Below are 21,304 nucleotides of genomic sequence, written 5' to 3'. Positions count from 1 at the left end.
AATAATTCGGAGCTAAGAGATGACGATTTCGGTTGGCGACAAACTGCCCGACGCGACCTTCAAGACCATCGGCGCGGACGGCCCCGTCGGTATCACCACCGGCGAACTGACGGCCGGCAAGAAGGTGGTGCTGTTCGGCGTGCCGGGAGCCTTCACGCCGACCTGCTCGAACAACCACCTGCCCGGCTACCTCGAAAATTACGACGCGCTGAAGGACAAGGGCGTCGACACGATCGCCGTCGTCGCCGTCAACGACATCCACGTCATGACCGCCTGGGCGCGCTTCACCGGCGGCGAAGGCAAGCTGATGTTTCTCGCCGACGGCAGCGGCGAATTCGCCAAGAAGTGCGGGCTCGACGTCGACCTTTCGGCGGCCGGCATGGGCCTGCGCGCGACGCGCTTCTCGATGATCATCGAGGACGGCATCGTCACCGCGCTCCACAGCGGCGACGCGCCGGGGAAAGCGGTGGAATCGGGCGCGGCGAAGATCCTGGAGACGCTTTAGGCTTTACGGGTCGCGTTGCCGATCAGGCGCGGCTTTCGGGCCGGAGCGGGAGGCGTCTCGGCATGTTCCGCAGGCGCCTTTTTCTTCGGCTTGAAGGGGGCCATGGCGAGGCGGGCGAGTTCGTCCGCCCGCTCGTTTTCCGGGTGGCCGGCATGGCCCTTGATCCAGTGCAGCGTGACGTCGTGCTTCTGCCGCGCCGCATCCAGCGCCTGCCAGAGTTCTGCATTCTTGACCGGCTTCTTGTCGGCGGTGCGCCAGCCATTCTTCTTCCAGCCGTGAATCCATTTGGTCAGCCCGTCGCGGACATAGTTGGAATCCGTGTAGAGATCGGCCTTGACCGGCTCCTTCAGCGCCTGCAAGGCCGAAATGGCGGCGAGCAATTCCATGCGGTTGTTTGTGGTGTCGGCCTCGCCGCCCGACAGTTCCTTTTCGATCCCGCCGAAGCGCAGGATCGCGCCCCAGCCGCCGGGGCCGGGATTGCCCGAGCAGGCACCGTCGGTGAAGATTTCGACATGTTTGGTCATCGGGGCAGTCCGTATTCGGCGGCGGAGGCCACCTGCCGGTGGAAGCGCATCCTGCGCAGATATTCGAGCGGGTCCTTCTTGACGACCAGGCTGCCGGCGGGCGTGTTCACCCAGTCGTAGAGCCGCGTCAGCATGAAGCGCAGCGCGGCGCCGTGGGCGAGAATCGGCAGCGCGGCGGCCTCGGCGTCGGACAGCGGCCGGACCGAGGTGTAGCCCCTCAGAAGCGCGGCGCCCTTGGTGAGGTTGAAGGCATGGTCGCGCTCGAAGCACCAGGCGTTGAGGCAGATCGCGACGTCGTAGGCGAGGAAATCGGTGCAGGCGAAGTAGAAATCGATCAGGCCCGCGTCCTGACCGAGGAAGAGCACGTTGTCGGGGAAGAGATCGGCGTGGATGGTGCCGGCCGGCAGGTCACGCGGCCAGTTGGCTTCGACGCGGGCAAGATCGGCATCGGTTTCGGCGGCAAGGCCCGGCTCGACCGCGTCGGCGCCGTCATGCGCCTTGTCCCAGATCGCGCGCCAGCCTTCGATGGAAAGCGCGTTCGGTCGCGTCATCGCGAAATCGGCGCCGGCGAGGTGCATTTTCGCGAGCGCTTCGCCGACCGCGCGGCAATGCTCGGCCGTCGGGCGGCGCGGCCACATGCCTTCGAGGAAGGAGACGATGGCGGCGGGGCGGCCGGCGAGTTCGCCGATCAGCGGGCCGGCCTTCGGCGCGATAGGGACCGGGCAGCGCACGCCGCGCGCGGCCAGATGCTGCTTCAGGCCGAGGAAGAAGGGCAGGTCGTCGCGGTTGACGCGCTTTTCGTAGAGCGTCAGGAAATAGGCGCCGGCCGTGGTGTGGAGGAGATAGTTCGAGTTCTCGACACCCTCGGCGATGCCCTTGTAGGAGGTCAGCGTGCCGATGTCGTAGGCCGTCAGGAAGTCGGCGAGTTCGATCTCGTTGATGTCGGTGTAGACGGCCATGGAAGTCCGGAAGCGCTGGAATTTGCCTCTGTCTAGACGCTTCCATTGACGAACGCCATGTCGGCACTCGTCAATTCCACATCGCGCAGCGCGCTCATGACGGGGAAGTTCTCCGTTTCCTCCGCGGTGATCACCACGTCGAGCGTGACGTCGTAGCGGGCGCGGAAGGCTTCGATGATCTCGTCGATGATGATCTCGGGCGCCGAGGCGCCGGCCGACAGGCCGAGGACCGCGATGTCGCCGATCTCGTGCCACGGAATCTCGCTCTCGCGCTGGACGAGAAGCGCACGCGCGGCCCCTGCCCGCTCCGCGACCTCGACCAGACGGCGCGAGTTGGATGAATTGGGCGCGCCGACCACGAGGAAGAAATCGGCGCCGGGGGCGGCTTCCTTCACCGCCTCCTGGCGGTTGGTGGTGGCGTAGCAGATCGATTCGGCGGCCGGCGCCTCGATCTGCGGGAAACGCTCCTGAAGCGCGCGGATGACGCCGGCCGTGTCCTCGACGGACAGCGTCGTCTGGGTGACGAAGCCGAGATCCGTTTCGGGGGCAAAGTCGAGACTGGAGACTTCGGCCTCGGTTTCGACCAGCGTGACGTCGCCGTCGGGCAACTGCCCCATCGTGCCGATGACTTCGGGATGGCCGGCATGGCCGATCAGCACGACATGGCGGCCGAGACGGGAATGGCGCATGGCCTGCTTGTGGACCTTGGAGACGAGCGGACATGTGGCGTCGAGATAGAAGAGATTGCGCGCCTGCGCGTCCGCCGGCACGGATTTGGGCACGCCATGGGCGGAAAAGACGACCGGCTTGTCGGCGTGTTCGGCGGGAATCTCCTCGAGTTCCTCGATGAACACCGCGCCGCGCGCCTTCAGCCCCTCGACGACATATTTGTTGTGAACGATCTCGTGGCGGACATAGACGGGGGGGCCGTATTTCTTCAGCGCCAGCACCACGATCTGGATTGCACGGTCGACGCCGGCGCAGAAGCCGCGCGGTTCGCACAATCTCAACGTCAGGGGGCGCTTTTCGACGGTCATGAAATCTCTCTTCGCCAAAACCCGGACATGCGGTCTCGACCGGCCGGTGTCAAGGTTTGCGCCGCGATCGCCAGAACCAGGCACCCAGCACGCCGAGAAGCGCGAGCGCGAGGCCATACCAGGTAATGGCATATTGGAGATGGTTGTTCGGCATGTCGATCATGGTGACGCCGCCGATCGGCAGGCCGCCCGGATTGGCCGTGCCGTCGGCATCGAGGAAGAAGGGCAGCACCTCGGCCCCGCCCGGCAGGCCCGCCGTCGCGGCCATCGCGTCGATGTCCTTCCAGAAGAAGATGTTCTTCTCCGGCTCGTTCTCGGGGACGATGAAGGACGGCTTTTCGTCGAGCCGGTCGCGGGCCAGTCCCTCGACCGTCACGCGCCCCTCGATCTGGCCTTCGGCGCGCGATGCGGCATCCTTTCGGTCAAAGGGCACGAAACCGCGATTGACGAACAGGAAGCGCCCGTCGTCGAGGCGCAGCGGGGTATAGACGTAATAGCCCGAGCCGCCCTGATGGGTGGCGAAGAAATGGCGCTCCGAGCCATGGACGAAGGTTCCCTCGGCGCGTGCCGGCCAGTAGTCGACGTCGCCGGCGCTCGCTTCCAGCGCCTCGATCTCGGCCAGCGGGCGCGGGGTGCCGGCAATGCGCTCGGCGATCGTCGCCAGCAGGTCTTCCTTCCAGTGAAGGCGCTGCACCTGCCAGGTGCCGAGAATGAGCAGAAGCGCCAGCGCGAGGATGCTGCAGATGGCGAGGCCGGCCGCCCAGACGCGGCCCATCCGGGGTGTTTCGATATCGGTCATTTCGGTCCGTCGAGCCGGCCTTCGGCCGCCTTGTTGGCATATTGAAGCGTGATGAGGACGCCCTTGGCGAGCCGCATCGCGGCGAGAGAGAGGCCGACGGCGAGTGGCACCCAAATCAGGAAATGCAGCCAGAGCGGCGGCTGGTAGCTTACCTCGACATAGAGCGCGAGCCCGACGACGACGAAGCCGACGATCAGGATGACGAAGGCAGCCGGCCCGTCGCCGGAATCGGCGAACGAATAGTCGAGCCCGCAGGCCCCGCAGCGCTCGTCCACGGCCAGGAAGCCCGAGAACAGCCGCCCTTCCCCGCAACGCGGGCAGCGCGCGGTCAGCCCGGCGCGAACCGGGTCGACGGGCGGGCGGTGTGCGCGGTCGTCGTTCATGCCGGTTCCTTTATCGGATCGGACCGCAAGATGCCAACGCCATGGCGACGCAGGTCGGGCGATGGATAGACCGAGGCTACTACGCGCAGGCAGTGCAGATCCCACCCCAAAAGCAAACCGGCCGCGCTTGCGCGCGGCCGGTTTCACATCTCGAGGCGGACCGCGATCAGTGCGCGGCGATCGGAGCGCCGATGGAGGCCCATACGTAGATCGAGACGAAGAGGAACAGCCAGACCACGTCGACGAAGTGCCAGTACCAGGCAGCCGCCTCGAAGCCGAAATGCTTTTCCTTGGTGAAGCCGTCATTCATCGCGCGGATAAGGCAGACCAGCAGGAAGATCGTCCCGATCAGGACGTGGAAGCCGTGGAAGCCGGTCGCCATGAAGAACGTGGCGCCGTAGATCGAACCGGCGAAGTCGAACGGCGCGACCATGTATTCGTAAGCCTGGACACAGGAGAACAGAACGCCGAGCGCGACCGTGAGTGCCAGTCCCCAGATCAGCCCCTTGCGATCGTCATGCAGGAGCGCGTGGTGCGCCCAGGTGACCGTGGTGCCCGACAGGAGCAGGATGATCGTGTTGTAGAGCGGCAGGTGGAAAGGGTCGAGAACCTCGATGCCGGCCGGCGGCCACTGGCCACCCGTATATTCGGTACGCGCGACCTGGGCGGCCTCGTCGTAAAAGAGGCTGGCGTCGAAGAAGGCCCAGAACCAGGCGACGAAGAACATCACCTCGGAGGCGATGAACATGATCATGCCGTAGCGCAGATGCAGCGACACGACGCGCGTATGATGGCCTTCGCGGCCTTCCCTGATCGTATCCGACCACCACGCATACATGACGTAGAGGATGATCGCCAGACCGATATAGAACAGCCAGGGACCCGCCAGATTGATGCCGAGAAGGCGGAACTGGCTGCCGTTCAGATACTGCATGTAGCCGACGCCGCCGAGCATCATGATGAAGGCGCCGACAGAGGCGATGAACGGCCAGGGGCTCGGGTCGATGATGTGGTAGTCGTGATTCTTTGCGTGTGCGTCTGCCATTTCAACCCCCGAATTCGGAATCGGCCGCTGCGTTGGTGTTGTCCCCCTCATCCGACTTCGCGGCGACCGAGGGAGCCTCGGCAACGGCGAAGAAGGTGTAGGACAGCGTAATCGTCCTGACGTCCTTGAGTTCGGGAACGTTCACGATCTCAGGGTCGACATAGAAGACAACCGGCATATCCATGGATTCGCCGGGTTGCAATTCGGTATCGGTGAAACAGAAGCATTCCACCTTCATGAAATAGGCGCCGGCCATATGCGGCGAGACGTTGAAACTCGCGCGGCCCGTGGCGGGGCGGTTCGACACGTTCGTCGCCCGATAGGCGACCTGCGTCGTCTCGCCGATCTTGAGCGTCGTCGAGCGCTGGACCGGCTCGAAGCGCCAGGCAAGTCCTCCCGAGACGTTGGCATCGAAGCGGACGTTGATATCCTGGTCGAGAATGGTCTGCGAATATTGTTCGGCGCGCTGCGTCGTGCCGCCATAGCCGGTGATCTGGCAGAAGAGCTCGTAAAGCGGCACGGCCGCATAGGCGACGCCGATCATCGAGGAAAAGAACACGGTGCAGGCGATCGCGACGGTGCGGTTGCGCTTCTGCTTGTCCTTGTCGAGCGTGTAGTTCCCAGCCATCGTCTGCTCCTACATCGGCCGCACGAGAATTTCCGGGCCGAGCTTGGTCAGGGTCGCCACATAGAAGATCACGACCATGGCGACCAGCGCCAGCGCGATCGCCAAATTGCGGCGCTTGCGGGCCTTCTTCTGCGCTTCCGTCAGTTCGACGGTCTCGATCGGCTTCATGGTCAAAGCCCCATCAAGCGGCCGACGGCGACGTCGCCCAGAAGGACCGCAAAGATCGCGAAGAGATAGACGAGCGAATAGGCGAAGAGGGCCTTCGCCGGACCCATCGACCGGTCGGCTTCGGGCATCCGCAGCACTTTCCACGCATACCAGATGAAGGCCGCGCCAAGCGCGATGGCGACGACGCCATAGACCGCCGACGTCATGCCGATCAGCCAGGGCGCGACGACGATGGCGGCGACGAGGAGCGAATAGCCGAAGATCTGGCGCTTGGTCGACGCCTCGCCGGCGACGTTCGGCATCATCGGAATGCCGACGCTGGCGTAATCCTGCGACTTGAATAGCGCCAGCGCCCAGAAATGCGGCGGCGTCCACAGGAAGATGATGAGGAAGAGGACGAGGCTTTCGAGCGACACCGAACCGGTGACGGCGGCCCAGCCGATCATCGGGGGAAAGGCGCCCGCCGCGCCGCCGATGACGATGTTCTGCGGCGTCGAGCGCTTCAGCCACATCGTATAGACGACGGCGTAGAAGAAGATGGTGAAGGCGAGCAGAGCGCCGGCGAGCGGATCGACCAGCAGGCCGAGCGTCATGACCGCGAGCACGGACAGGACGATGCCGAATGCCAGCGCCTGATCCGGCGTGACCCTGCCCGCGGGAATCGGGCGCTTTGCGGTGCGCGACATGACGGCGTCGATGTCGGCGTCGTACCACATGTTCAAGGCGCCCGAGGCACCCGCGCCGACGGCGATGGCGAGGATCGCGATCAGCGCGATGACCGGATCGATCGCGCCCGGCGCCGTCGCCAGACCTACGAAGGCGGTGAAGACGACCAGTGACATGACGCGCGGCTTCAACAGCGCCAGGAAGTCGCCGGGCATGGCTTCGGACACGCGGAACTCCGGCGCGTCCGTCAGGCTGTGCTTTTCGACCAGGGCCATTTGCTGCTCGTCACTCTCTTATCGGGAGAAACCGCCGGATGGCCGGCGGTTTCGTTGTTCGGTGCCGCAATCCGAGGTCACTTGACCTTGGGAAGCTGCTCCCACTGGTGGAAGGGCGGCGGCGAGGACAACTGCCATTCGAGCGTCGTTGCGCCCTCGCCCCACGGATTGGCGCCGGCCTCGCGCCTCTTCGAGAACGCCTCGAAGACGCCGTAGAGGAAGACCAGCACGCCGATCGCCGACAGATAGGAGCCGTAGGAGGAAACCAGGTTCCAGCCCGCATAGGCATCCGGATAGTCGATATAGCGGCGCGGCATACCGGCCAGACCCAGGAAGTGCTGCGGGAAGAAGATCAGGTTCACGCCGACGAAGGTGATCCAGAAGTGGAGCCGGGCGATGAACGAATTGTACATGTAGCCGGTCATCTTCGGGAACCAATAGTACCAGGCCGCGAAGATCGCGAACACGGCGCCCATCGACAGGACGTAGTGGAAGTGGGCCACCACGTAATAGGTGTCGTGATAGGCGCGGTCGAGACCGGCATTGGCGAGTTGGACGCCCGTCACGCCGCCGACGGTGAACAGGAAGATGAAGGCGATCGCCCACAGCATCGGCGTGCGCAGCGAGATCGACCCGCCCCACATGGTCGCGATCCAGGAGAAGATCTTGATGCCGGTCGGCACTGCGATGACCATCGTCGCGAAGACGAAATAGCGCTGCGTGTTGAGCGACAGGCCCGTCGTGTACATGTGGTGCGCCCACACCACGAAGCCGACCGCGCCGATCGCGACCATGGCATAGGCCATGCCGAGATAGCCGAAGACGGGCTTGCGCGAGAAGGTCGCGATGATGTGGCTGACGATGCCGAAGCCCGGCAGGATCAGGATGTAGACTTCCGGGTGACCGAAGAACCAGAACAGGTGCTGGTAGAGGATCGGGTCGCCGCCGCCTTCGGGCGCGAAGAAGGCCGTGCCGAAATTGCGGTCCGTCAGGAGCATGGTGATGCCGCCGGCCAGGACCGGAAGCGACAGAAGCAGCAGGAACGCCGTGATCAGCACCGACCAGGCGAAAAGCGGCATCTTGTGCAGCGTCATGCCCGGAGCGCGCATGTTGAAGATGGTGGTGATGAAGTTGATCGCGCCGAGGATCGAGGACGCGCCCGCAATGTGCAGCGACAGGATCGCCAGATCCATCGCCGGTCCGGGCGAGCCCATGGTCGACAGTGGCGGATACATCGTCCAGCCGGTGCCGACGCCATAGCCCCCGGCAGCGCCGGGAACGAACATCGAGATCATCAGCAGCAGGAAGGCGGGCGGAAGCAGCCAGAACGAGATGTTGTTCAGGCGCGGGAAGGCCATGTCCGGCGCGCCGATCATGATCGGGATCATCCAGTTGGCGAAGCCGCCGATCAGCGCCGGCATGACCATGAAGAAGATCATGATCAGGCCGTGGCCGGTCGTGAACACGTTGTACATGTGCTTGCCGGCGTCGAGCGCGGCATCCTCGGGGATGCCGTAGACCATCGAGGCCAGGCCGTGGAAGATCTGGATGCCCGGCTCCTGGAGTTCCCAGCGCATCATGACCGACATGAAGCCGCCGACGACGCCCGCAAAGATCGCGAAGATCAGATAGAGGGTGCCGATGTCCTTGTGGTTCGTCGAATAGACCCAGCGCGTCCAGCCATAGGGCTTGTGTTCGTGGTCTTCGTGAGCAGCAGCGCCTGCCATTTTCCCGCTCCGTTCCTTGTTCGATAGCATCGGACCGAAAGGTGGAATCCGATCTTCGGTGGATTCCGATGCTCAATCAGTAATGTGTCGGCTCAGTTGCCGGCGTCAGCTACGTCCTGGGTGCCTTCGATCGCGGCGATGAGCGCGCGGTTCGCATCGCCGAGATTTTCGGCGGCGGCGACGCGCCATTCGTCGAAAAGCTCCTGGCTCACGACGCGGATTCCGATCGGCATGAAGGCGTGATCCTTGCCGCACAATTCCGAACACTGGCCGTAGAAGAGGCCCTCGCGCGTGGCGCGGAACCACGTTTCGTTGATGCGGCCCGGCACGGCGTCCACCTTGACGCCGAAAGCGGGCATGGCGAATGCGTGCAGCACGTCGGCGGCGGTGACGAGCAGGCGCACGGTCGTATCGACCGGCACCACGACCTCGTTGTCGACGGCGAGAAGGCGCGGATAAAGGGCCATATCCTCCTTGCCTTCGGCGGCGCGATCGCCCTCCTGCAACATGATCGAGGAGAAGGAGACCGTCTGCTCATCCTCCGTGTCGGCCTGGTACTCATATTCCCAGTACCACTGGAATCCGGTCGCCTTGACCGTCATCGTCGGATCTTCGTCCGGGTCGTACTGCGCCGTCAGAAGCTGGAAGGACGGCACGGCAAGAAACAGCAGGATCACGACCGGAGCGACGGTCCAGACAACCTCGATCAGCGTGTTGTGGCTGGTGCGCGAGGGCACCGGATTGACGCTGGCGCGGTACTTGACGATGACCCAGGCGAGGAGCGCCGACACGAACAGCGTGATCGGCACGATGAACCAGAGCGTGTACTGCTCGAACCAGCGGATCTGCTCCATGATCGGCGTCGCGGCCTGCTGGAAACCGAGCTGCCAGTCGACCGGCTGTCCGGCCACCGCGGCCGACGCGCTCAGGACCGCCACTGCTGCGCTGAGGCCCAAAAGGAACTTCTTCATCACCCTCTCGTCTCCCGGATCGTCCGTCGCGCAGCGCCAATGCGGCAGCCGCCACGCGGATTGCATGGCTTTCTTCGCGCGTTCAAATCATACTCCGGGTTCGACCGCAAGAAAGCCATCAAAGGAGGTGTGCGGCATTTTTGCGCGCGCGGGGACCGTTCGCGCCAAAGCGCCCTCAATTCGCTCGATTTGTGGAAAACCCTGCGTCGACCGCGCCGGAAGCGCCATCACCCGGCCCCGGCAAACAAGGTGTGGAAGACAATGCGCGTCTTGCGATACACCTTGTCTCCACCTCCATCCGCGATTCGCAGGATCAAGATGACGTTCTTCCAAAGCCTCCGCCCGGCCCTCGCCACGCTCACGCTCGGCGCCGCCCTGATTTCCGGCAGCGCACTGGCGCAGCAGGCACCGCAAGGTGCGGTGCGCTCGACCCATGGCGCCTGGTCGCTGATCTGCGACACGCCCGCCGGCTCGACCTCCGAGCAATGCGCGCTGATCCAGAACGTCGTCGCGGAGGACCGGCCGGAGGTCGGGCTTTCCGTCGTGGTGCTGAAGACGGCGGACAACCAGGCGGAGATCCTGCGCGTGCTGGCGCCGCTCGGCGTGCTCCTGCCCAACGGGCTCGGCCTCAATGTCGACGGCGAGGACATCGGCCGCGCCTATTTCGTGCGCTGCTTCCAGGACGGCTGCTATGCCGAGGTGATTCTGGAAGAACCTCTCAAGACGACGTTGCGCAATGGCGAGGCGGCGACCTTCATCGTCTTCCAGACGCCGGAGGAAGGCATCGGCATCCCGGTGGAACTGGACGGCTTCGGCGAAGGCTTCGACGCGCTTCCCTAATTCGCACTGGAGTGGCCTGCAAATGGCGCCTCCCGGGAGCCACCATTTTCGGCACACCTCAGCACGAATTTGCGACGTCGCGTCATGGCAGAAGCAAGGTCGCGAAACCGGATCGGCGTCTCTATATAGGGCGGGTATCCCTGCCCGACGGAGAACAAATTGACCCAGCGCCTGATCGAACAGTTCGACATTTCCGAAGAGGCCGTGCGCCGGATCGTCTCCGATACGGTTGGCGGATCGGACGATGGCGAACTCTTCCTGGAATATCGCGAGGGCGAGGCGCTGGTGTTCGACAATGGCCGCCTGAAGACGGCGAGCTTCAACACCGACAAGGGCTTCGGGCTGCGCGCCGTCGCCGGCGAGGCGGTCGGCTATGCCCACGCCAACGAATTGTCTCAGACCGCGCTGCTGCGCGCGGCCGACGCGGTTGGGGCCGTGAAGGCCGGGCATTCGGGAACGCTCGCTGCCGCGCCGCAGGGCACCAACCGGAAACTTTACGGCGACGCCAACCCGATCGCCGAGCCGGGCTTCGAGGCGAAAGCCAAGCTGTTGCAGGAGATCGACGCATGGCTGCGCGGCCGGGACCCACGCGTGCGGCAGGTGACGGCCTCGCTCGCCGCCTCGTGGCAGCATGTCGAGATCGTGCGCGCGGACGGGCGGATCGCGACCGACGTGCGCCCCCTCGTGCGCTTCAACGTGGCGGTCGTCGTCGGCGACGGCGACCGGCAGGAGACCGGCTCCTACGGCGCGGGCGGGCGCAAGGGCTTCGGCGAATTCCTCGCCGAGGAAAGCTGGCAGTTCGCGGCCGGCGAGGCACTGCGGCAGGCGCTGGTGAATCTCGAGGCGGAGGACGCGCCCGCCGGCACGTTCGACATCGTGCTTGCAAACGGCTGGCCCGGCGTGATGCTGCACGAGGCGGTGGGGCACGGGCTCGAAGGCGACTTCAACCGCAAGAAGACCTCCGCCTTTTCCGGGCTGATGGGCAGCCAAGTCGCAGCCAAGGGTGTGACCGTGGTCGATGACGGCACGATCTCGGAGCGACGCGGCTCGCTGACGATCGACGATGAGGGCACGGCGACCAACCGCACCGTGCTGATCGAGGACGGCAAGCTCGTCGGCTACATGCAGGATCGCCAGAACGCGCGGCTGATGGGCATGACGCCGACCGGCAACGGACGCCGCGAGAGCTTCGCGCACCAGCCGATGCCGCGCATGACCAACACCTACATGACCGGCGGCGACCATACGCCGGAGGAGATCATCGCATCTGTGAAGGACGGCATCTACGCCGTCTCCTTCGGCGGCGGGCAGGTGGACATCACGTCGGGAAAGTTCGTCTTCGGCTGTACCGAATCCTACCGGATCGAAAACGGCAAGGTGACCCGGCCGATCAAGGGCGCGATGCTGATCGGCAACGGGCCGGACGCCATGCACCGCGTCTCGATGATCGGCAACGACATGAAGCTCGACACCGGCATCGGCATGTGCGGCAAGGCCGGACAGGGCGTCCCGGTAGGCGTGGGCCAGCCGCATCTTCGGATGGACCGGATGACGGTGGGCGGAACGCGGGCTTAGGTCAGATCCAGGACGCCTGCGATTTCGGCAGCCGGCCCTCCGGATCGATGATCTCCAGCCGCGGCCCTTTCGGGCCGTTCCACCTCCAGAGCGCCACGCAGGTTCCTCCCTTCGACATGAAGGACGGATAGACGACCCCGTCGATGCCTTGGTCGAGAAGGCGTTTGCGCAGGGCGTAGGTTGGCGGCTCACCGTCCACATCCATGATCTGCCGCCATTCGCAATCATGGATCGTCGCGTCGGTGCCGTTTTCGGCGAGCACATGGTGATCGGTCAGGTCCGCGAGCGTCGCGCCCGACAGTTCGAGCCGGACGATCAGGGCCGGGTGCTGGACAAAGCCCTGATTGTATTCCGCCCAGGCCGTCGATAGCTCGCGCGCGGCATAGATGGTCGGCGCGCCGACCGGGTTCCAGCGACCTCCGAACCGTGCCGCCCCCTCGCCCGACAAAGGCGCGAAGGACCAGCGCGGCACGAAGGCGCGCCAGAGCGCAACCGGCGCCTCGTCAGGCATAGATTCCGGCGCGCACCGATTCGAGATAGGTGAGAACCTTGTCGCCCTTGCCTTCGCCGACCAGATCGTAGGCCGTCTTGCCGGCCCAGCCAGGGATGGGCTGGTGCTTGAACCAGATGGCGGCACGGGCGTCGCTGCCAGTCATTTCGGCGGCCATGGCAAGAATGCGCACGAGCGGGCTCAGCGCCGCATCGACCTTGCGCCCGCCCTTGACCGAGGCCAGCGTGTTGCGGGCAAGGCCGACGAGGCCGGCCAGTTCGCTCATCGTGACACCGAGCCGTTCGGCCACGCGGCGCGGCGACAGGAACGGCGTCGCGCCATCGCCATAGTGGGACGCGAATGCATCGAGCGTTGCCATGATCATGCCCTTTCGTGCGCTTCTATTATCAAGTCAATGCCAGATTTACGCTCAATTCATGCGCAATTCAAGATCACTGGTAAGGACGCCATTCCGACCGACGAGCGGCGAGGAAGAACCGGCGAATTTTTCACCGCCGCTTCTTCGGCTTCTCCAAAAGTGCCACGGCTTCGACATGCGGCGACCAGAGGAACTGGTCGACGGGCGTCACGGATTTCAGCGCGTAGCCGCCGGAGATCAGGATTTCGAGGTCGCGGGCGAGTGTGACGGGGTTGCAGGAGACGGCGGCGACATATGGCACGCTCGAGCGCGCGATCTGTCTGGCCTGATCTTCAGCGCCGGCGCGGGGCGGGTCGAAGACGAGGCCGTCGAAGCGGGCGTCGATCTCCTTGAAGGTCAGCGGGCGGCGGAAAAGATCGCGCTTTTCCGTAGTGACGGTCTTCAGGCCATCGGCGAAGCGGAAGGCGCGGTCGAGGGCGGCAAGCGCCGGGGCGTCCGCTTCGACGGCGTGGACCTGTGAGCGTTTCGCGAGCCTGAGCGCGAAGGTGCCCCAACCGCAGAACAGGTCCGCAACGTTCTTCGCCCGGCGCAAATGCTCGATGACGAGCGTCGCCATCGCGCCCTCGGCATGAGCGACGGCCTGGGCGAAGGCGCCGGGCGGCGGATTGACCGCGACGTCGCCGGCCATCAGCACCGGCTTTTTCGGCTCGATGACGATTTCGCCGTCGACGCTGACGCGCGCGAAGCCGGCGCCAATGGCGAGGCGGGAGGCAGCGTGGCGGGCGGCGTCGGTCAGCTTGCCGGCGTCGCGCAATTCGATGTCGAGGCCGGTTTCGGTCGCGGTGACGGCCATGCGGAAGGCGTCGCCGGTATTGGCGAGAATGCGGGCGAGGTCGCGCAGCTTGTCGCGTGCGGCAACGATGGCAGGAGCCGAGATCGGGCATTCCTCGATGTCGACGATCTGATGCGAGAGCGCCTGGTTGTAACCGAGCAGCATCGCGCGCTCGGTGCGGCGGACGGCGAAGACGACGCGACGGCGCGAATGCAGCGGACAGACGACGATATCGCCGACGGGCGCATCGATGCCCCTGCCCTTCAATGCGGCGACGACCTTGTCGCGCTTCCATGCGCGATAGGCAGGGTCGGCCATGTGTTGCAGCGCGCAGCCGCCGCAGGTGCCGAAATGGCGGCAGGCGGGCACGACGCGTTCGGGCGCCGGGTCGAGCACGGCGAGAAGGTCGGCGCGGTTCTTGCCGACCGCCGCCGTCACGCGCTCGCCGGGCAGCGTGAAGGGCACGAAAATCTGGCTATTGCCGGAGAGCGCAACCCCATCGCCTTGCGAACCCAGATGGTCGATGGTGAGCGCGGTGCTCATCGGTCCTTCACTCCGGCCAAAAGGAATTCGCGGTTGCCGTCGCCGCCCTCTATGGGTGACGGGACGAGCCCGGTCACGCGCCAGCCGGGCATGGCGTCGAGCCAGTTCCGAAGGTCTTCGGCGACGATTTCAGCCTGGGCCGGATCGCGCAGGAGACCGCCCTTGCGGATCGCATCGCGGCCCGCCTCGAATTGCGGCTTGACCAGGAAGACGCCGCGCGCGCCAGGCGCCGCAAGGGCGAGTGCGGGCGGCAGGGCTAGCTTCAGCGAGATGAAGGAGACGTCGGAGACGAGGAAATCGGGTGCGATGCCGTTCAGGTGCTCGGCGGCAAGATCGCGGGCGTTGAGGCGCTCGATGGAGGTGACGCGCGGGTCGCCGGCGAGCGCCGCGTCGAGCTGGTCATGGCCGACATCGATGGCGAAGACATGCGCCGCGCCGCGGTCGAGCAAAACCTGCGTGAAGCCGCCGGTCGAGGCGCCGATGTCGAGCGCTGTCGTGCCGTCGGGATCGATGCCGAACGCATCGAGCGCGTGGACGAGCTTCAGCGCCGCGCGGGAAACATAGTCCTGCGCCGGGTCGTCGACGGTGATTTCGGCATCCGAGGAAACGCCGAGGCCGGGTTTGGTCACCACCGCGCCGGCAACGCAGACCGTGCCGCGCAGGATCGCGTCGCGCGCCCGCGAGCGCGATGCGAAATGCCCGCGCGCGACGAGCAATTCGTCCAGTCGCGTCCTTTCCGCGTTCACGCGGTGGCGGCTGCGCGGTCGCGGCCCAGAGCGGCAAAGACGGTGCGGACGATGCCGGCGGAATCGAGACCCGCATCGGCATACATCTTTTCCGGCTTCGCATGGTCCGTGAATGCATCAGGCAGGACCAGCGGGCGCACCTTGATGCCGGTTTCGAGCAGACCCTCATGGGCGAGGAAATGGAGGACGTGGCTGGCAAAGCCGCCGATCGCGCCTTCCTCGACGGTGACCAGTACCTCGTGCTCGCGCGCGAGGCGGCGGACGAGGTCCTCGTCAAGCGGCTTGGCGAAGCGGGCATCGGCGACGGTGGTGGAAAGACCTGCCGCGTCGAGTTCCTCGGCCGCGAGCAGGCAGTCGGCCAGGCGCGTGCCGAAGGACAGAAGCGCGACCTTGGTGCCTTGCTTGACGATGCGGCCTTTGCCGATCTCCAGAATTTCGCCCCGCGCGGGCATTTCGACGCCGACGCCGTTGCCGCGCGGATAGCGAAAGGAGATCGGCCCGTCATCATAGGCGGCGGCGGTGCGCACCATGTGTTTCAGTTCCGCCTCGTCGGCGGCGGCCATGACGACGAAACCGGGGAGCGAGGCGAGATAGGTGACGTCGAACGCGCCGCAATGGGTGGCGCCGTCCGCGCCGACATAACCCGCCCGATCGATGGGAAAGCGCACCGGCAGATGCTGGATCGCGACGTCGTGGACGACCTGATCGTAGGCGCGCTGGAGGAAGGTCGAATAGATGGTGGCGAAGGGCTTGTAGCCTTCGGTCGCAAGACCGGCGGCGAAGGTGACGCCGTGCTGCTCGGCGATGCCCACATCGAAGGTGCGGCCGGGAAATTCCTTGCCGAAATGGTCGAGGCCGGTGCCGGACGGCATGGCAGCCGTCACCGCGACGATCTTCTCGTCCTCGCGCGCTTCCTGGATCAGCGCATCGGCGAAGACCCTGGTATAGGCCGGCGCGTTGGCGGGGGCCTTGGCCTGCGCGCCGGAAATGACGTCGAACCTGGAGACGCCGTGATATTTGTCGGCGGCTTCCTCGGCGTGCGCGTAGCCTTTACCCTTCTTGGTCACGACGTGGATCAGGATCGGCCCGTCGCCATTGTCGCGGACATTCTTCAGGACCGGGACGAGATGTTCCAGATTGTGGCCGTCGATCGGGCCGATATGGAAGAATCCGAGTTCCTCGAAAAGCGTTCCGCCGGTGACGTAGCCACGCGCGTGCTCGACCGCGCGGGTGATCGCCTTGTCGGCGCGCTTGCCGAGATAGGAGGTCAGCTTCTTGCCGAAATCGCGGATGCCGGCATAGGTCGAACCGGAGGCGAGGCGCGCCAGATAGTGGCTCATCGCGCCGGAGGGCGGGGCGATCGACATGTCGTTGTCGTTGAGGATGACGATCAGCCGCGCGTCGAGCGCGCCGGCATTGTTCATCGCCTCATAGGCCATGCCGGCCGACATCGCGCCGTCGCCGATGACGGCGATGACGTTGTTCTTCGCGCCCGACAGGTCGCGCGCCACGGCCATGCCGAGCCCGGCCGAAATCGAGGTCGAGGAATGCGCCGCGCCGAACGGGTCGTATTCGCTTTCGGAGCGCTTGGTGAAACCGGACAGGCCGTTTTCCTGGCGCAGGGTGCGAATGCGGTCGCGCCGGCCGGTCAGGATCTTGTGCGGATAAGCCTGATGGCCGACGTCCCAGATGATGCGGTCGGCGGGCGTGTCGAAGACGTAATGCAACGCGACCGTCAGTTCGACGACACCCAGCCCCGCGCCCAGATGCCCGCCTGTCTGCGAGACGGCGTCGATCAGTTCGTGACGCAATTCGTCCGCCAGTTGCGGCAGGTCGCCTTCCTTCAGGCGGCGAAGGTCCGCCGGAACCTTGACCTGGTCCAGAAGCGGCGTCTCGGGGGGTGATTTCACAGGTGCCATGATCTCTCGTCGCGCGTTAACGGGGAGATAGTGGCTCGGGTTGCGAAAGTAAATGCGACGCTCAGCCCTCGGGAAGCGGAATGCGCTCCTCGGCGTCGCCCGGCACGATGTCGAACCGGCCGGTGCGCCATTCCTCCTTCGCCTGTTCGATGCGTTCTTTCGACGACGAGACGAAGTTCCACCAGATATAGCGCTGCGAGCCGAGCGAGGCACCGCCGAACAGCATCAAATGCGCTCCGCGTTCTGACGACACGACGATCTGGTCGCCCTCCCGGAAAACGAGAAGCTGGTTGTTGGCGAAGCGGTCGCCCGCAATCTCAACCTCGCCTTCCAACAGATAAATCGCGCGCTCCTCGGTTTCGGCGGGGATGGGAATGCGCCCGCCGGGCTTCAACGTGATGTCCACATAGAGCGTGTCGGACGCGGTGCGGACCGACGCCCTGAGGCCGGAAAACGAGCCGATGACGACACGGCCGGTCGCCTCCTCGCCGTCGATCTCGGGAAGTTCGGCGCGGCCGGTATTCTCGAACAGCGGCGCGATCTCCTCCTTGTCTTCCGGCAGAGCCAGCCATGTCTGGAGGCCGGAAATCGACAACGGACCACCTCGCAATTCCTCGGGCGAGCGCTCAGAATGAACGATGCCGCGACCGGCCGTCATCAGGTTCACATCGCCCGGTTCGATTACCATTTCGGTGCCGAGCGAATCGCGGTGCCGGATCTTGCCATCGAAGAGATAGGTGACGGTCGACAGCCCTATATGCGGGTGCGGGCGCACGTCGAGCGCCTGCCCCGCGCGCAGGATCGCCGGCCCCATGCGGTCGAAAAAGATGAACGGCCCGACGAGACGGCGGCGTGCGGACGGCAATGCGCGGCGCACTTCGAGGCCGCCAATGTCATGGGCGCGCGGGATGATCAGGGTCTCGATGGCATCGCAGGCGAAGGCATCGCCGGCAGCGGGATCGGTTCCAGGGAAGAAGCTCATGTGACCTCCGGGAAGATGCTACCATTCAGGAAATGTTCGGTTATTTCGTCGTCCAATGCATTGAATTCTTCAAGTGATAGCTTATTATACATTCCCGCAAGCAGACCAAGCTTTATAGCACTGGACTTTGGAACGATGCCCTCTGCTTTAAGTCTGCCTGCATTCTGCTTGAACCGTTCATGTGCCCACGGCTGAATGCATCTGAAGGGCGGCAGGATAATCCATCCATCATCGTCACCGACGGCTGTGTACTCGCCAGCCGCAACGCAAAGAGCAGTGATGGCGCAGACGATCGCGGCCCGATCGTCGTGATTTCGAAATTCATCGAATGAGAATTTTAGCTGTCGCGCTGGAAGAAGTGAACAAACCAATTCCTCCAAAGTACCAGTCTCTGCAAGCACCCCGTAAAAAATATCGGACGATGCTTTACGTTTATTTTTGAGCCCATTTGGGTCTCGTAAAAGCACGCCAAGAAATGACGTTGGAAACGCTTCGACGATAGCGAGTGAATGAATTTTCTCTTCGTGCTCGGCACGTTCGACCAAGCGAGCATTCGCGAGGAGCATCGCGCAACGCGTGGCGTGCCAATTTAGCAGTCGCCCATTGTATGAGCTCGTTTGACCGGGCTTACCGATGTATGGCTGAAACCCTAAAGTCAGCACTCGCTCTGCAAATCGGTAGGTTGAGCCATCCGCAAAGCCAGTAAGAAGCGGTCCGTCGATTGCGACGCAAAGTGCGCCGCCGGAGAGTACTTCCAAGATTGTAGCTGAGCGCTCAGATTCGATTGCGCGAAACCGCTTTACATTTACGTCGATCGACGTTGCATTCCAGCTTATGCGAGCGACAGCGCTTGACGCTCGCTTCTCCGACCATCCGACATCAATCCCTCCGACCGACCCAACTTCAGGTAATGGTATGGGAATTGATGTTTTGATCATGTTCAGTCCCCGTCGAGCGGCTCCGTGCCCATCGGCTTGCCATCCCGCGACAGACGGATCTTCTCCACCTTGTCTTCGGCCGCCTTCAGAAGCTGGTCGCAATGCGCCTTCAAGGCTTCGCCGCGCTCGTAGATGCGGATCGACTGGTCGAGGGGGACGTCGCCGCGCTCGAGGTCGTCGACGATGCGCTCCAGCGCTTCCAGCGCCTGTTCGAAGCTCATCGCCTTGATGTCGGCATTCGGGGTGGTCTGGTCGGTCATGGTCATCCCTTCATCAGGCGGGCGATGTGGACGGCGGCCGAGAAGGCCAGGCCCTGCAAATCGTAGCCGCCTTCGAGCAGCGAGACGAGGCGGTTGTTCGAATGGCGCGTCGCGCGCTCCATCAGTTCGCCCGTCGCCCAGTCGAAATCGTCTTCGGTCAGGTTGATCTCGGCGAGCGGGTCGCGGTGGTGCGCGTCGAAGCCGGCGGAGATGATGATGAGGTCGGGGCGGAACTCGTCGAGCGCGGGAAGGACGCGGCCGTTGAACGCCTCGCGGAAGGTTTCGCTGCCGGTGCCCGGATCGAGCGGCGCGTTGACGATGTTGCCGGCGCCGGTCTCGGATTTCGCGCCGGTGCCCGGATAGAGCGGCATCTGGTGCGTGGAGCAGTAGAGCACGGACGGGTCGTCGTAGAAGATGTCCTGCGTGCCGTTGCCGTGATGGACGTCCCAATCGACGATCGCGACGCGCTCGGCGCCGTGCGCCTTCTGGGCGTGGCGGGCGGCGATGGCGGCGTGGTTGAAGAGGCAGAACCCCATCGCCGTCGCCTTCTCGGCGTGGTGGCCGGGCGGGCGGGAGGCCACGAAGACATTGTCGGCGCGGCCGGCGAAGACATCGTCAACAGCCGCATTGGCGGCGCCGACGGCGGTGAGCGCCGCGTCGAGGCTCTTCGGGCTGACCGTGGTGTCGCCGTCGATGCTTGCCAAACCTTCTGCCGGGATCAGCGCGCGCAGCTTGTCGACATGGCTTTGCGGGTGGGCGTAGAGCACGGTTTCGATGTCGCCCATCGGCGACAGATGCCGGTCGAGCCGCTCGAACGCCTCGGCCTCCAGCGCGCGTTCCAGCGCGCGCAGGCGGTCCGGCCGCTCGGGGTGGCCGGCGGGCATCAGATGTTCGAGATAGATCGGGTGCGTGTAGAGACGTGTGACCATGGGCGCATGATATAGGGCCGATCAGGGCGCGTGGCCACGCCCCGATTTCACTTCCTGCCAGCGATCAACAGCGATCAGCTCTGGATGATCTCGGTCGACGCGATTTCGATGCCGAAGCCCTCGAGGCCGATATAGTGACGCGGGCGCGAGGCCAGAAGGCGGATCGACGAGATGCCGAGATCGCGCAGGATTTGAGCGCCGAGGCCGATCTCGCGCCATTCGTCCTCGCGCACCATTGCCTCCTCATGCGCCTCGCGCTCGCCCATCGGCCGGTTGCGCGCATTGTGCGCCACGCCGACCGAGCCTTCGCGCAGATAGACCAGCACGCCGCGCTCGCTGCCGAATTTGGCGAGCATGTCCTTCAATTCGGACCCCGTGCCGAACACGTCGGCGACGACGTCCTCGGTGTGGAGCCGGACCGGCACGTCGCGGCCGTCGCGAATGTCGCCGAAGACGATGGCGAGGTGGTGCATCGTGTCCCATGGCAGGCGGTAGGTCAGCGCGCGCGCCTTGCCGCCGGGCGTCTCGATCTCGAAATCGGAGATGCGCTCGATCAGCGTTTCCTGGCGCTGGCGATAGGCGATCAGGTCTGCGACGGAGACTTCCTTCAGCCCATGCTGGCGGGCGAAGCCCTGGACCTGCGGGCCGCGCATCACCGTGCCGTCGTCATTGACGAGTTCGCAGATGACGCCGACCGGGGGGAGGCCGGCGAGCTTGCAAAGATCGACGGCGGCCTCGGTGTGGCCGGAGCGCATGAGCACCCCGCCCTCGCGGGCGACGAGCGGGAAGATGTGGCCGGGACGGACGAAATCGGCCGCGCCGACATTGCCGTTGGCGAGATTGCGCGCCGTCAGCGTGCGGTCCTCGGCCGAGATGCCGGTGGTCGTGCCGTGCTTGAAATCGACAGACACCGTGAAGGCCGTCGAGTGCGGTGCGTCATTGTCGGCGACCATCGGGTTCAAATTCAGCCGCTTGGCGTCCTCGCGCGTCATCGGCGTGCAGACGATGCCCGAGGTGTGGCGCACGATGAAGGCCATTTTCTCGGGCGTGCAATGAACGGCGGCGACGATCAGATCGCCCTCGTTCTCGCGGCCGTCATCGTCCATGACGACGACGATCTCGCCACGCTCGAAGGCGCGGATGGCTTCGACGGTCTTTTGCTGGTCGTAAGGCATGGACTGGAT

Annotated in this window: 24 protein-coding genes; 3 read left to right on the top strand and 21 right to left on the bottom strand. The window is 64.8% G+C overall.

Annotated features, from left to right (window positions below; translation table 11 throughout):
* Positions 1-19 precede the first annotated feature (19 nt).
* Entirely contained in the window at positions 20-505 is a 486-nt protein-coding gene (locus tag PZ895_RS15790; protein WP_275839955.1) for a peroxiredoxin, read from the top strand.
* On the opposite strand, the gene rnhA is transcribed toward PZ895_RS15790, so the two are convergent.
* From rnhA to coxB, 11 genes are all read right to left on the bottom strand, one after another.
* Positions 502-1,029 (bottom strand): ribonuclease HI, encoded by a 528-nt coding sequence (rnhA, locus tag PZ895_RS15785; RefSeq protein WP_275839954.1) that lies wholly within the window; start codon positions 1,027-1,029, stop codon positions 502-504. The two genes, PZ895_RS15790 and rnhA, sit on opposite strands and share 4 nt — an antisense overlap.
* Positions 1,026-1,988 (bottom strand): homoserine kinase, encoded by a 963-nt coding sequence (locus PZ895_RS15780; protein ID WP_275839953.1) that lies wholly within the window; start codon positions 1,986-1,988, stop codon positions 1,026-1,028. The genes rnhA and PZ895_RS15780 overlap by 4 nt, the downstream gene beginning before the upstream one ends.
* A gap of 32 nt (positions 1,989-2,020) precedes the next feature.
* Entirely contained in the window at positions 2,021-3,025 is a 1,005-nt protein-coding gene (gene ispH / locus PZ895_RS15775) for a 4-hydroxy-3-methylbut-2-enyl diphosphate reductase (RefSeq protein ID WP_275839952.1), read from the bottom strand.
* 49 nt (positions 3,026-3,074) lie between these two features.
* Positions 3,075-3,824, bottom strand: coding sequence for an SURF1 family protein (locus tag PZ895_RS15770; RefSeq protein WP_275839951.1), 750 nt, complete (start codon positions 3,822-3,824; stop codon positions 3,075-3,077).
* A complete protein-coding gene (locus tag PZ895_RS15765) occupies positions 3,821-4,207 on the bottom strand; it encodes a DUF983 domain-containing protein (protein ID WP_275839950.1) in 387 nt (128 codons plus the stop codon). The genes PZ895_RS15770 and PZ895_RS15765 overlap by 4 nt, the downstream gene beginning before the upstream one ends.
* Positions 4,208-4,373: 166 nt before the next feature.
* Positions 4,374-5,252: a cytochrome c oxidase subunit 3 gene (locus PZ895_RS15760; RefSeq protein ID WP_275839949.1), complete on the bottom strand. Its 879-nt coding sequence runs from the start codon at positions 5,250-5,252 to the stop codon at positions 4,374-4,376.
* 1 nt (position 5,253) lies between these two features.
* Positions 5,254-5,880, bottom strand: a complete 627-nt coding sequence (locus PZ895_RS15755; protein ID WP_275839948.1) for a cytochrome c oxidase assembly protein — start codon at positions 5,878-5,880, stop codon at positions 5,254-5,256.
* Between the two features lie 9 nt (positions 5,881-5,889).
* On the bottom strand, positions 5,890-6,048 hold the full coding sequence (locus PZ895_RS15750) for a hypothetical protein (protein ID WP_275839947.1): 159 nt from the start codon (positions 6,046-6,048) through the stop codon (positions 5,890-5,892).
* Between the two features lie 2 nt (positions 6,049-6,050).
* On the bottom strand, positions 6,051-6,989 hold the full coding sequence (locus PZ895_RS15745) for a heme o synthase (RefSeq protein ID WP_275839946.1): 939 nt from the start codon (positions 6,987-6,989) through the stop codon (positions 6,051-6,053).
* Positions 6,990-7,066: 77 nt separating this feature from the next.
* Entirely contained in the window at positions 7,067-8,716 is a 1,650-nt protein-coding gene (ctaD, locus tag PZ895_RS15740; protein WP_275839945.1) for a cytochrome c oxidase subunit I, read from the bottom strand.
* 92 nt (positions 8,717-8,808) lie between these two features.
* Positions 8,809-9,687 carry a cytochrome c oxidase subunit II gene (coxB, locus tag PZ895_RS15735; protein WP_275839944.1) on the bottom strand — a complete coding sequence of 293 codons (879 nt, stop codon included), beginning with the start codon at positions 9,685-9,687 and terminating at the stop codon, positions 8,809-8,811.
* Positions 9,688-10,005: 318 nt separating this feature from the next.
* Here coxB and PZ895_RS15730 point away from each other — a divergent pair, with 318 nt between their 5' ends.
* Both PZ895_RS15730 and tldD read left to right on the top strand, forming a co-directional pair.
* Positions 10,006-10,527, top strand: a complete 522-nt coding sequence (locus PZ895_RS15730) for an invasion associated locus B family protein (RefSeq protein WP_275839943.1) — start codon at positions 10,006-10,008, stop codon at positions 10,525-10,527.
* Between the two features lie 159 nt (positions 10,528-10,686).
* A complete protein-coding gene (tldD, locus tag PZ895_RS15725; protein ID WP_275839942.1) occupies positions 10,687-12,102 on the top strand; it encodes a metalloprotease TldD in 1,416 nt (471 codons plus the stop codon).
* Between the two features lies 1 nt (position 12,103).
* On the opposite strand, the gene PZ895_RS15720 is transcribed toward tldD, so the two are convergent.
* The 10 genes from PZ895_RS15720 to ribB all read right to left on the bottom strand — a co-directional run bounded on the left by PZ895_RS15720 (position 12,104) and on the right by ribB (position 21,295).
* On the bottom strand, positions 12,104-12,613 hold the full coding sequence (locus tag PZ895_RS15720) for an RES domain-containing protein (RefSeq protein ID WP_275839941.1): 510 nt from the start codon (positions 12,611-12,613) through the stop codon (positions 12,104-12,106).
* Positions 12,606-12,977, bottom strand: coding sequence for an antitoxin Xre/MbcA/ParS toxin-binding domain-containing protein (locus PZ895_RS15715; protein ID WP_275839940.1), 372 nt, complete (start codon positions 12,975-12,977; stop codon positions 12,606-12,608). The genes PZ895_RS15720 and PZ895_RS15715 overlap by 8 nt, the downstream gene beginning before the upstream one ends.
* A 124-nt stretch (positions 12,978-13,101) precedes the next feature.
* Positions 13,102-14,346 (bottom strand): class I SAM-dependent RNA methyltransferase, encoded by a 1,245-nt coding sequence (locus PZ895_RS15710; protein ID WP_275839939.1) that lies wholly within the window; start codon positions 14,344-14,346, stop codon positions 13,102-13,104.
* Positions 14,343-15,092, bottom strand: a complete 750-nt coding sequence (locus PZ895_RS15705; protein ID WP_275839938.1) for a TlyA family RNA methyltransferase — start codon at positions 15,090-15,092, stop codon at positions 14,343-14,345. Before PZ895_RS15705 ends, PZ895_RS15710 begins: the two co-directional genes overlap by 4 nt.
* Complete coding sequence (dxs, locus tag PZ895_RS15700) at positions 15,089-17,011, bottom strand: 1-deoxy-D-xylulose-5-phosphate synthase (RefSeq protein WP_275839937.1); 1,923 nt, start codon at positions 17,009-17,011, stop codon at positions 15,089-15,091. Before dxs ends, PZ895_RS15705 begins: the two co-directional genes overlap by 4 nt.
* Before the next feature lie 61 nt (positions 17,012-17,072).
* Positions 17,073-17,993 (bottom strand): pirin family protein, encoded by a 921-nt coding sequence (locus tag PZ895_RS15695; RefSeq protein WP_275839936.1) that lies wholly within the window; start codon positions 17,991-17,993, stop codon positions 17,073-17,075.
* On the bottom strand, positions 17,990-18,931 hold the full coding sequence (locus PZ895_RS15690; protein ID WP_275839935.1) for a DUF429 domain-containing protein: 942 nt from the start codon (positions 18,929-18,931) through the stop codon (positions 17,990-17,992). The genes PZ895_RS15695 and PZ895_RS15690 overlap by 4 nt, the downstream gene beginning before the upstream one ends.
* 2 nt (positions 18,932-18,933) lie before the next feature.
* Positions 18,934-19,191 (bottom strand): exodeoxyribonuclease VII small subunit, encoded by a 258-nt coding sequence (locus tag PZ895_RS15685; RefSeq protein ID WP_024589059.1) that lies wholly within the window; start codon positions 19,189-19,191, stop codon positions 18,934-18,936.
* Positions 19,192-19,193: 2 nt separating this feature from the next.
* Complete coding sequence (locus PZ895_RS15680; protein ID WP_275839934.1) at positions 19,194-20,120, bottom strand: histone deacetylase family protein; 927 nt, start codon at positions 20,118-20,120, stop codon at positions 19,194-19,196.
* A gap of 74 nt (positions 20,121-20,194) precedes the next feature.
* Positions 20,195-21,295 carry a 3,4-dihydroxy-2-butanone-4-phosphate synthase gene (gene ribB, locus PZ895_RS15675; protein WP_275839933.1) on the bottom strand — a complete coding sequence of 367 codons (1,101 nt, stop codon included), beginning with the start codon at positions 21,293-21,295 and terminating at the stop codon, positions 20,195-20,197.
* Between the last annotated feature and the right edge of the window lie 9 nt (positions 21,296-21,304).

The sequence above is a fragment of the Mesorhizobium sp. YIM 152430 genome (assembly GCF_029210365.1).
In the GTDB taxonomy this organism is placed as follows: Bacteria; Pseudomonadota; Alphaproteobacteria; order Rhizobiales; family Rhizobiaceae; genus Aliihoeflea.
Note: the sequence above shows the minus strand (reverse complement) of the source record. Positions and strands in the feature narration are given on the sequence as shown.

Excerpts from the sequence above, each read along its gene's own strand:
- PZ895_RS15790 (WP_275839955.1), top strand. The coding sequence starts at position 20 with ATGACGATTTCGGTTGGCGACAAACTGCCCGACGCGACCTTCAAGACC.
- rnhA (WP_275839954.1), bottom strand. The coding sequence starts at position 1,029 with ATGACCAAACATGTCGAAATCTTCACCGACGGTGCCTGCTCGGGCAAT.
- PZ895_RS15780 (WP_275839953.1), bottom strand. The coding sequence starts at position 1,988 with ATGGCCGTCTACACCGACATCAACGAGATCGAACTCGCCGACTTCCTG.
- ispH (WP_275839952.1), bottom strand. The coding sequence starts at position 3,025 with ATGACCGTCGAAAAGCGCCCCCTGACGTTGAGATTGTGCGAACCGCGC.
- PZ895_RS15770 (WP_275839951.1), bottom strand. The coding sequence starts at position 3,824 with ATGACCGATATCGAAACACCCCGGATGGGCCGCGTCTGGGCGGCCGGC.
- PZ895_RS15765 (WP_275839950.1), bottom strand. The coding sequence starts at position 4,207 with ATGAACGACGACCGCGCACACCGCCCGCCCGTCGACCCGGTTCGCGCC.
- PZ895_RS15760 (WP_275839949.1), bottom strand. The coding sequence starts at position 5,252 with ATGGCAGACGCACACGCAAAGAATCACGACTACCACATCATCGACCCG.
- PZ895_RS15755 (WP_275839948.1), bottom strand. The coding sequence starts at position 5,880 with ATGGCTGGGAACTACACGCTCGACAAGGACAAGCAGAAGCGCAACCGC.
- PZ895_RS15750 (WP_275839947.1), bottom strand. The coding sequence starts at position 6,048 with ATGAAGCCGATCGAGACCGTCGAACTGACGGAAGCGCAGAAGAAGGCC.
- PZ895_RS15745 (WP_275839946.1), bottom strand. The coding sequence starts at position 6,989 with ATGGCCCTGGTCGAAAAGCACAGCCTGACGGACGCGCCGGAGTTCCGC.
- ctaD (WP_275839945.1), bottom strand. The coding sequence starts at position 8,716 with ATGGCAGGCGCTGCTGCTCACGAAGACCACGAACACAAGCCCTATGGC.
- coxB (WP_275839944.1), bottom strand. The coding sequence starts at position 9,687 with ATGAAGAAGTTCCTTTTGGGCCTCAGCGCAGCAGTGGCGGTCCTGAGC.
- PZ895_RS15730 (WP_275839943.1), top strand. The coding sequence starts at position 10,006 with ATGACGTTCTTCCAAAGCCTCCGCCCGGCCCTCGCCACGCTCACGCTC.
- PZ895_RS15720 (WP_275839941.1), bottom strand. The coding sequence starts at position 12,613 with ATGCCTGACGAGGCGCCGGTTGCGCTCTGGCGCGCCTTCGTGCCGCGC.
- PZ895_RS15715 (WP_275839940.1), bottom strand. The coding sequence starts at position 12,977 with ATGATCATGGCAACGCTCGATGCATTCGCGTCCCACTATGGCGATGGC.
- PZ895_RS15710 (WP_275839939.1), bottom strand. The coding sequence starts at position 14,346 with ATGAGCACCGCGCTCACCATCGACCATCTGGGTTCGCAAGGCGATGGG.
- dxs (WP_275839937.1), bottom strand. The coding sequence starts at position 17,011 with ATGGCACCTGTGAAATCACCCCCCGAGACGCCGCTTCTGGACCAGGTC.
- PZ895_RS15695 (WP_275839936.1), bottom strand. The coding sequence starts at position 17,993 with ATGAGCTTCTTCCCTGGAACCGATCCCGCTGCCGGCGATGCCTTCGCC.
- PZ895_RS15690 (WP_275839935.1), bottom strand. The coding sequence starts at position 18,931 with ATGATCAAAACATCAATTCCCATACCATTACCTGAAGTTGGGTCGGTC.
- PZ895_RS15685 (WP_024589059.1), bottom strand. The coding sequence starts at position 19,191 with ATGACCGACCAGACCACCCCGAATGCCGACATCAAGGCGATGAGCTTC.
- PZ895_RS15680 (WP_275839934.1), bottom strand. The coding sequence starts at position 20,120 with ATGGTCACACGTCTCTACACGCACCCGATCTATCTCGAACATCTGATG.
- ribB (WP_275839933.1), bottom strand. The coding sequence starts at position 21,295 with ATGCCTTACGACCAGCAAAAGACCGTCGAAGCCATCCGCGCCTTCGAG.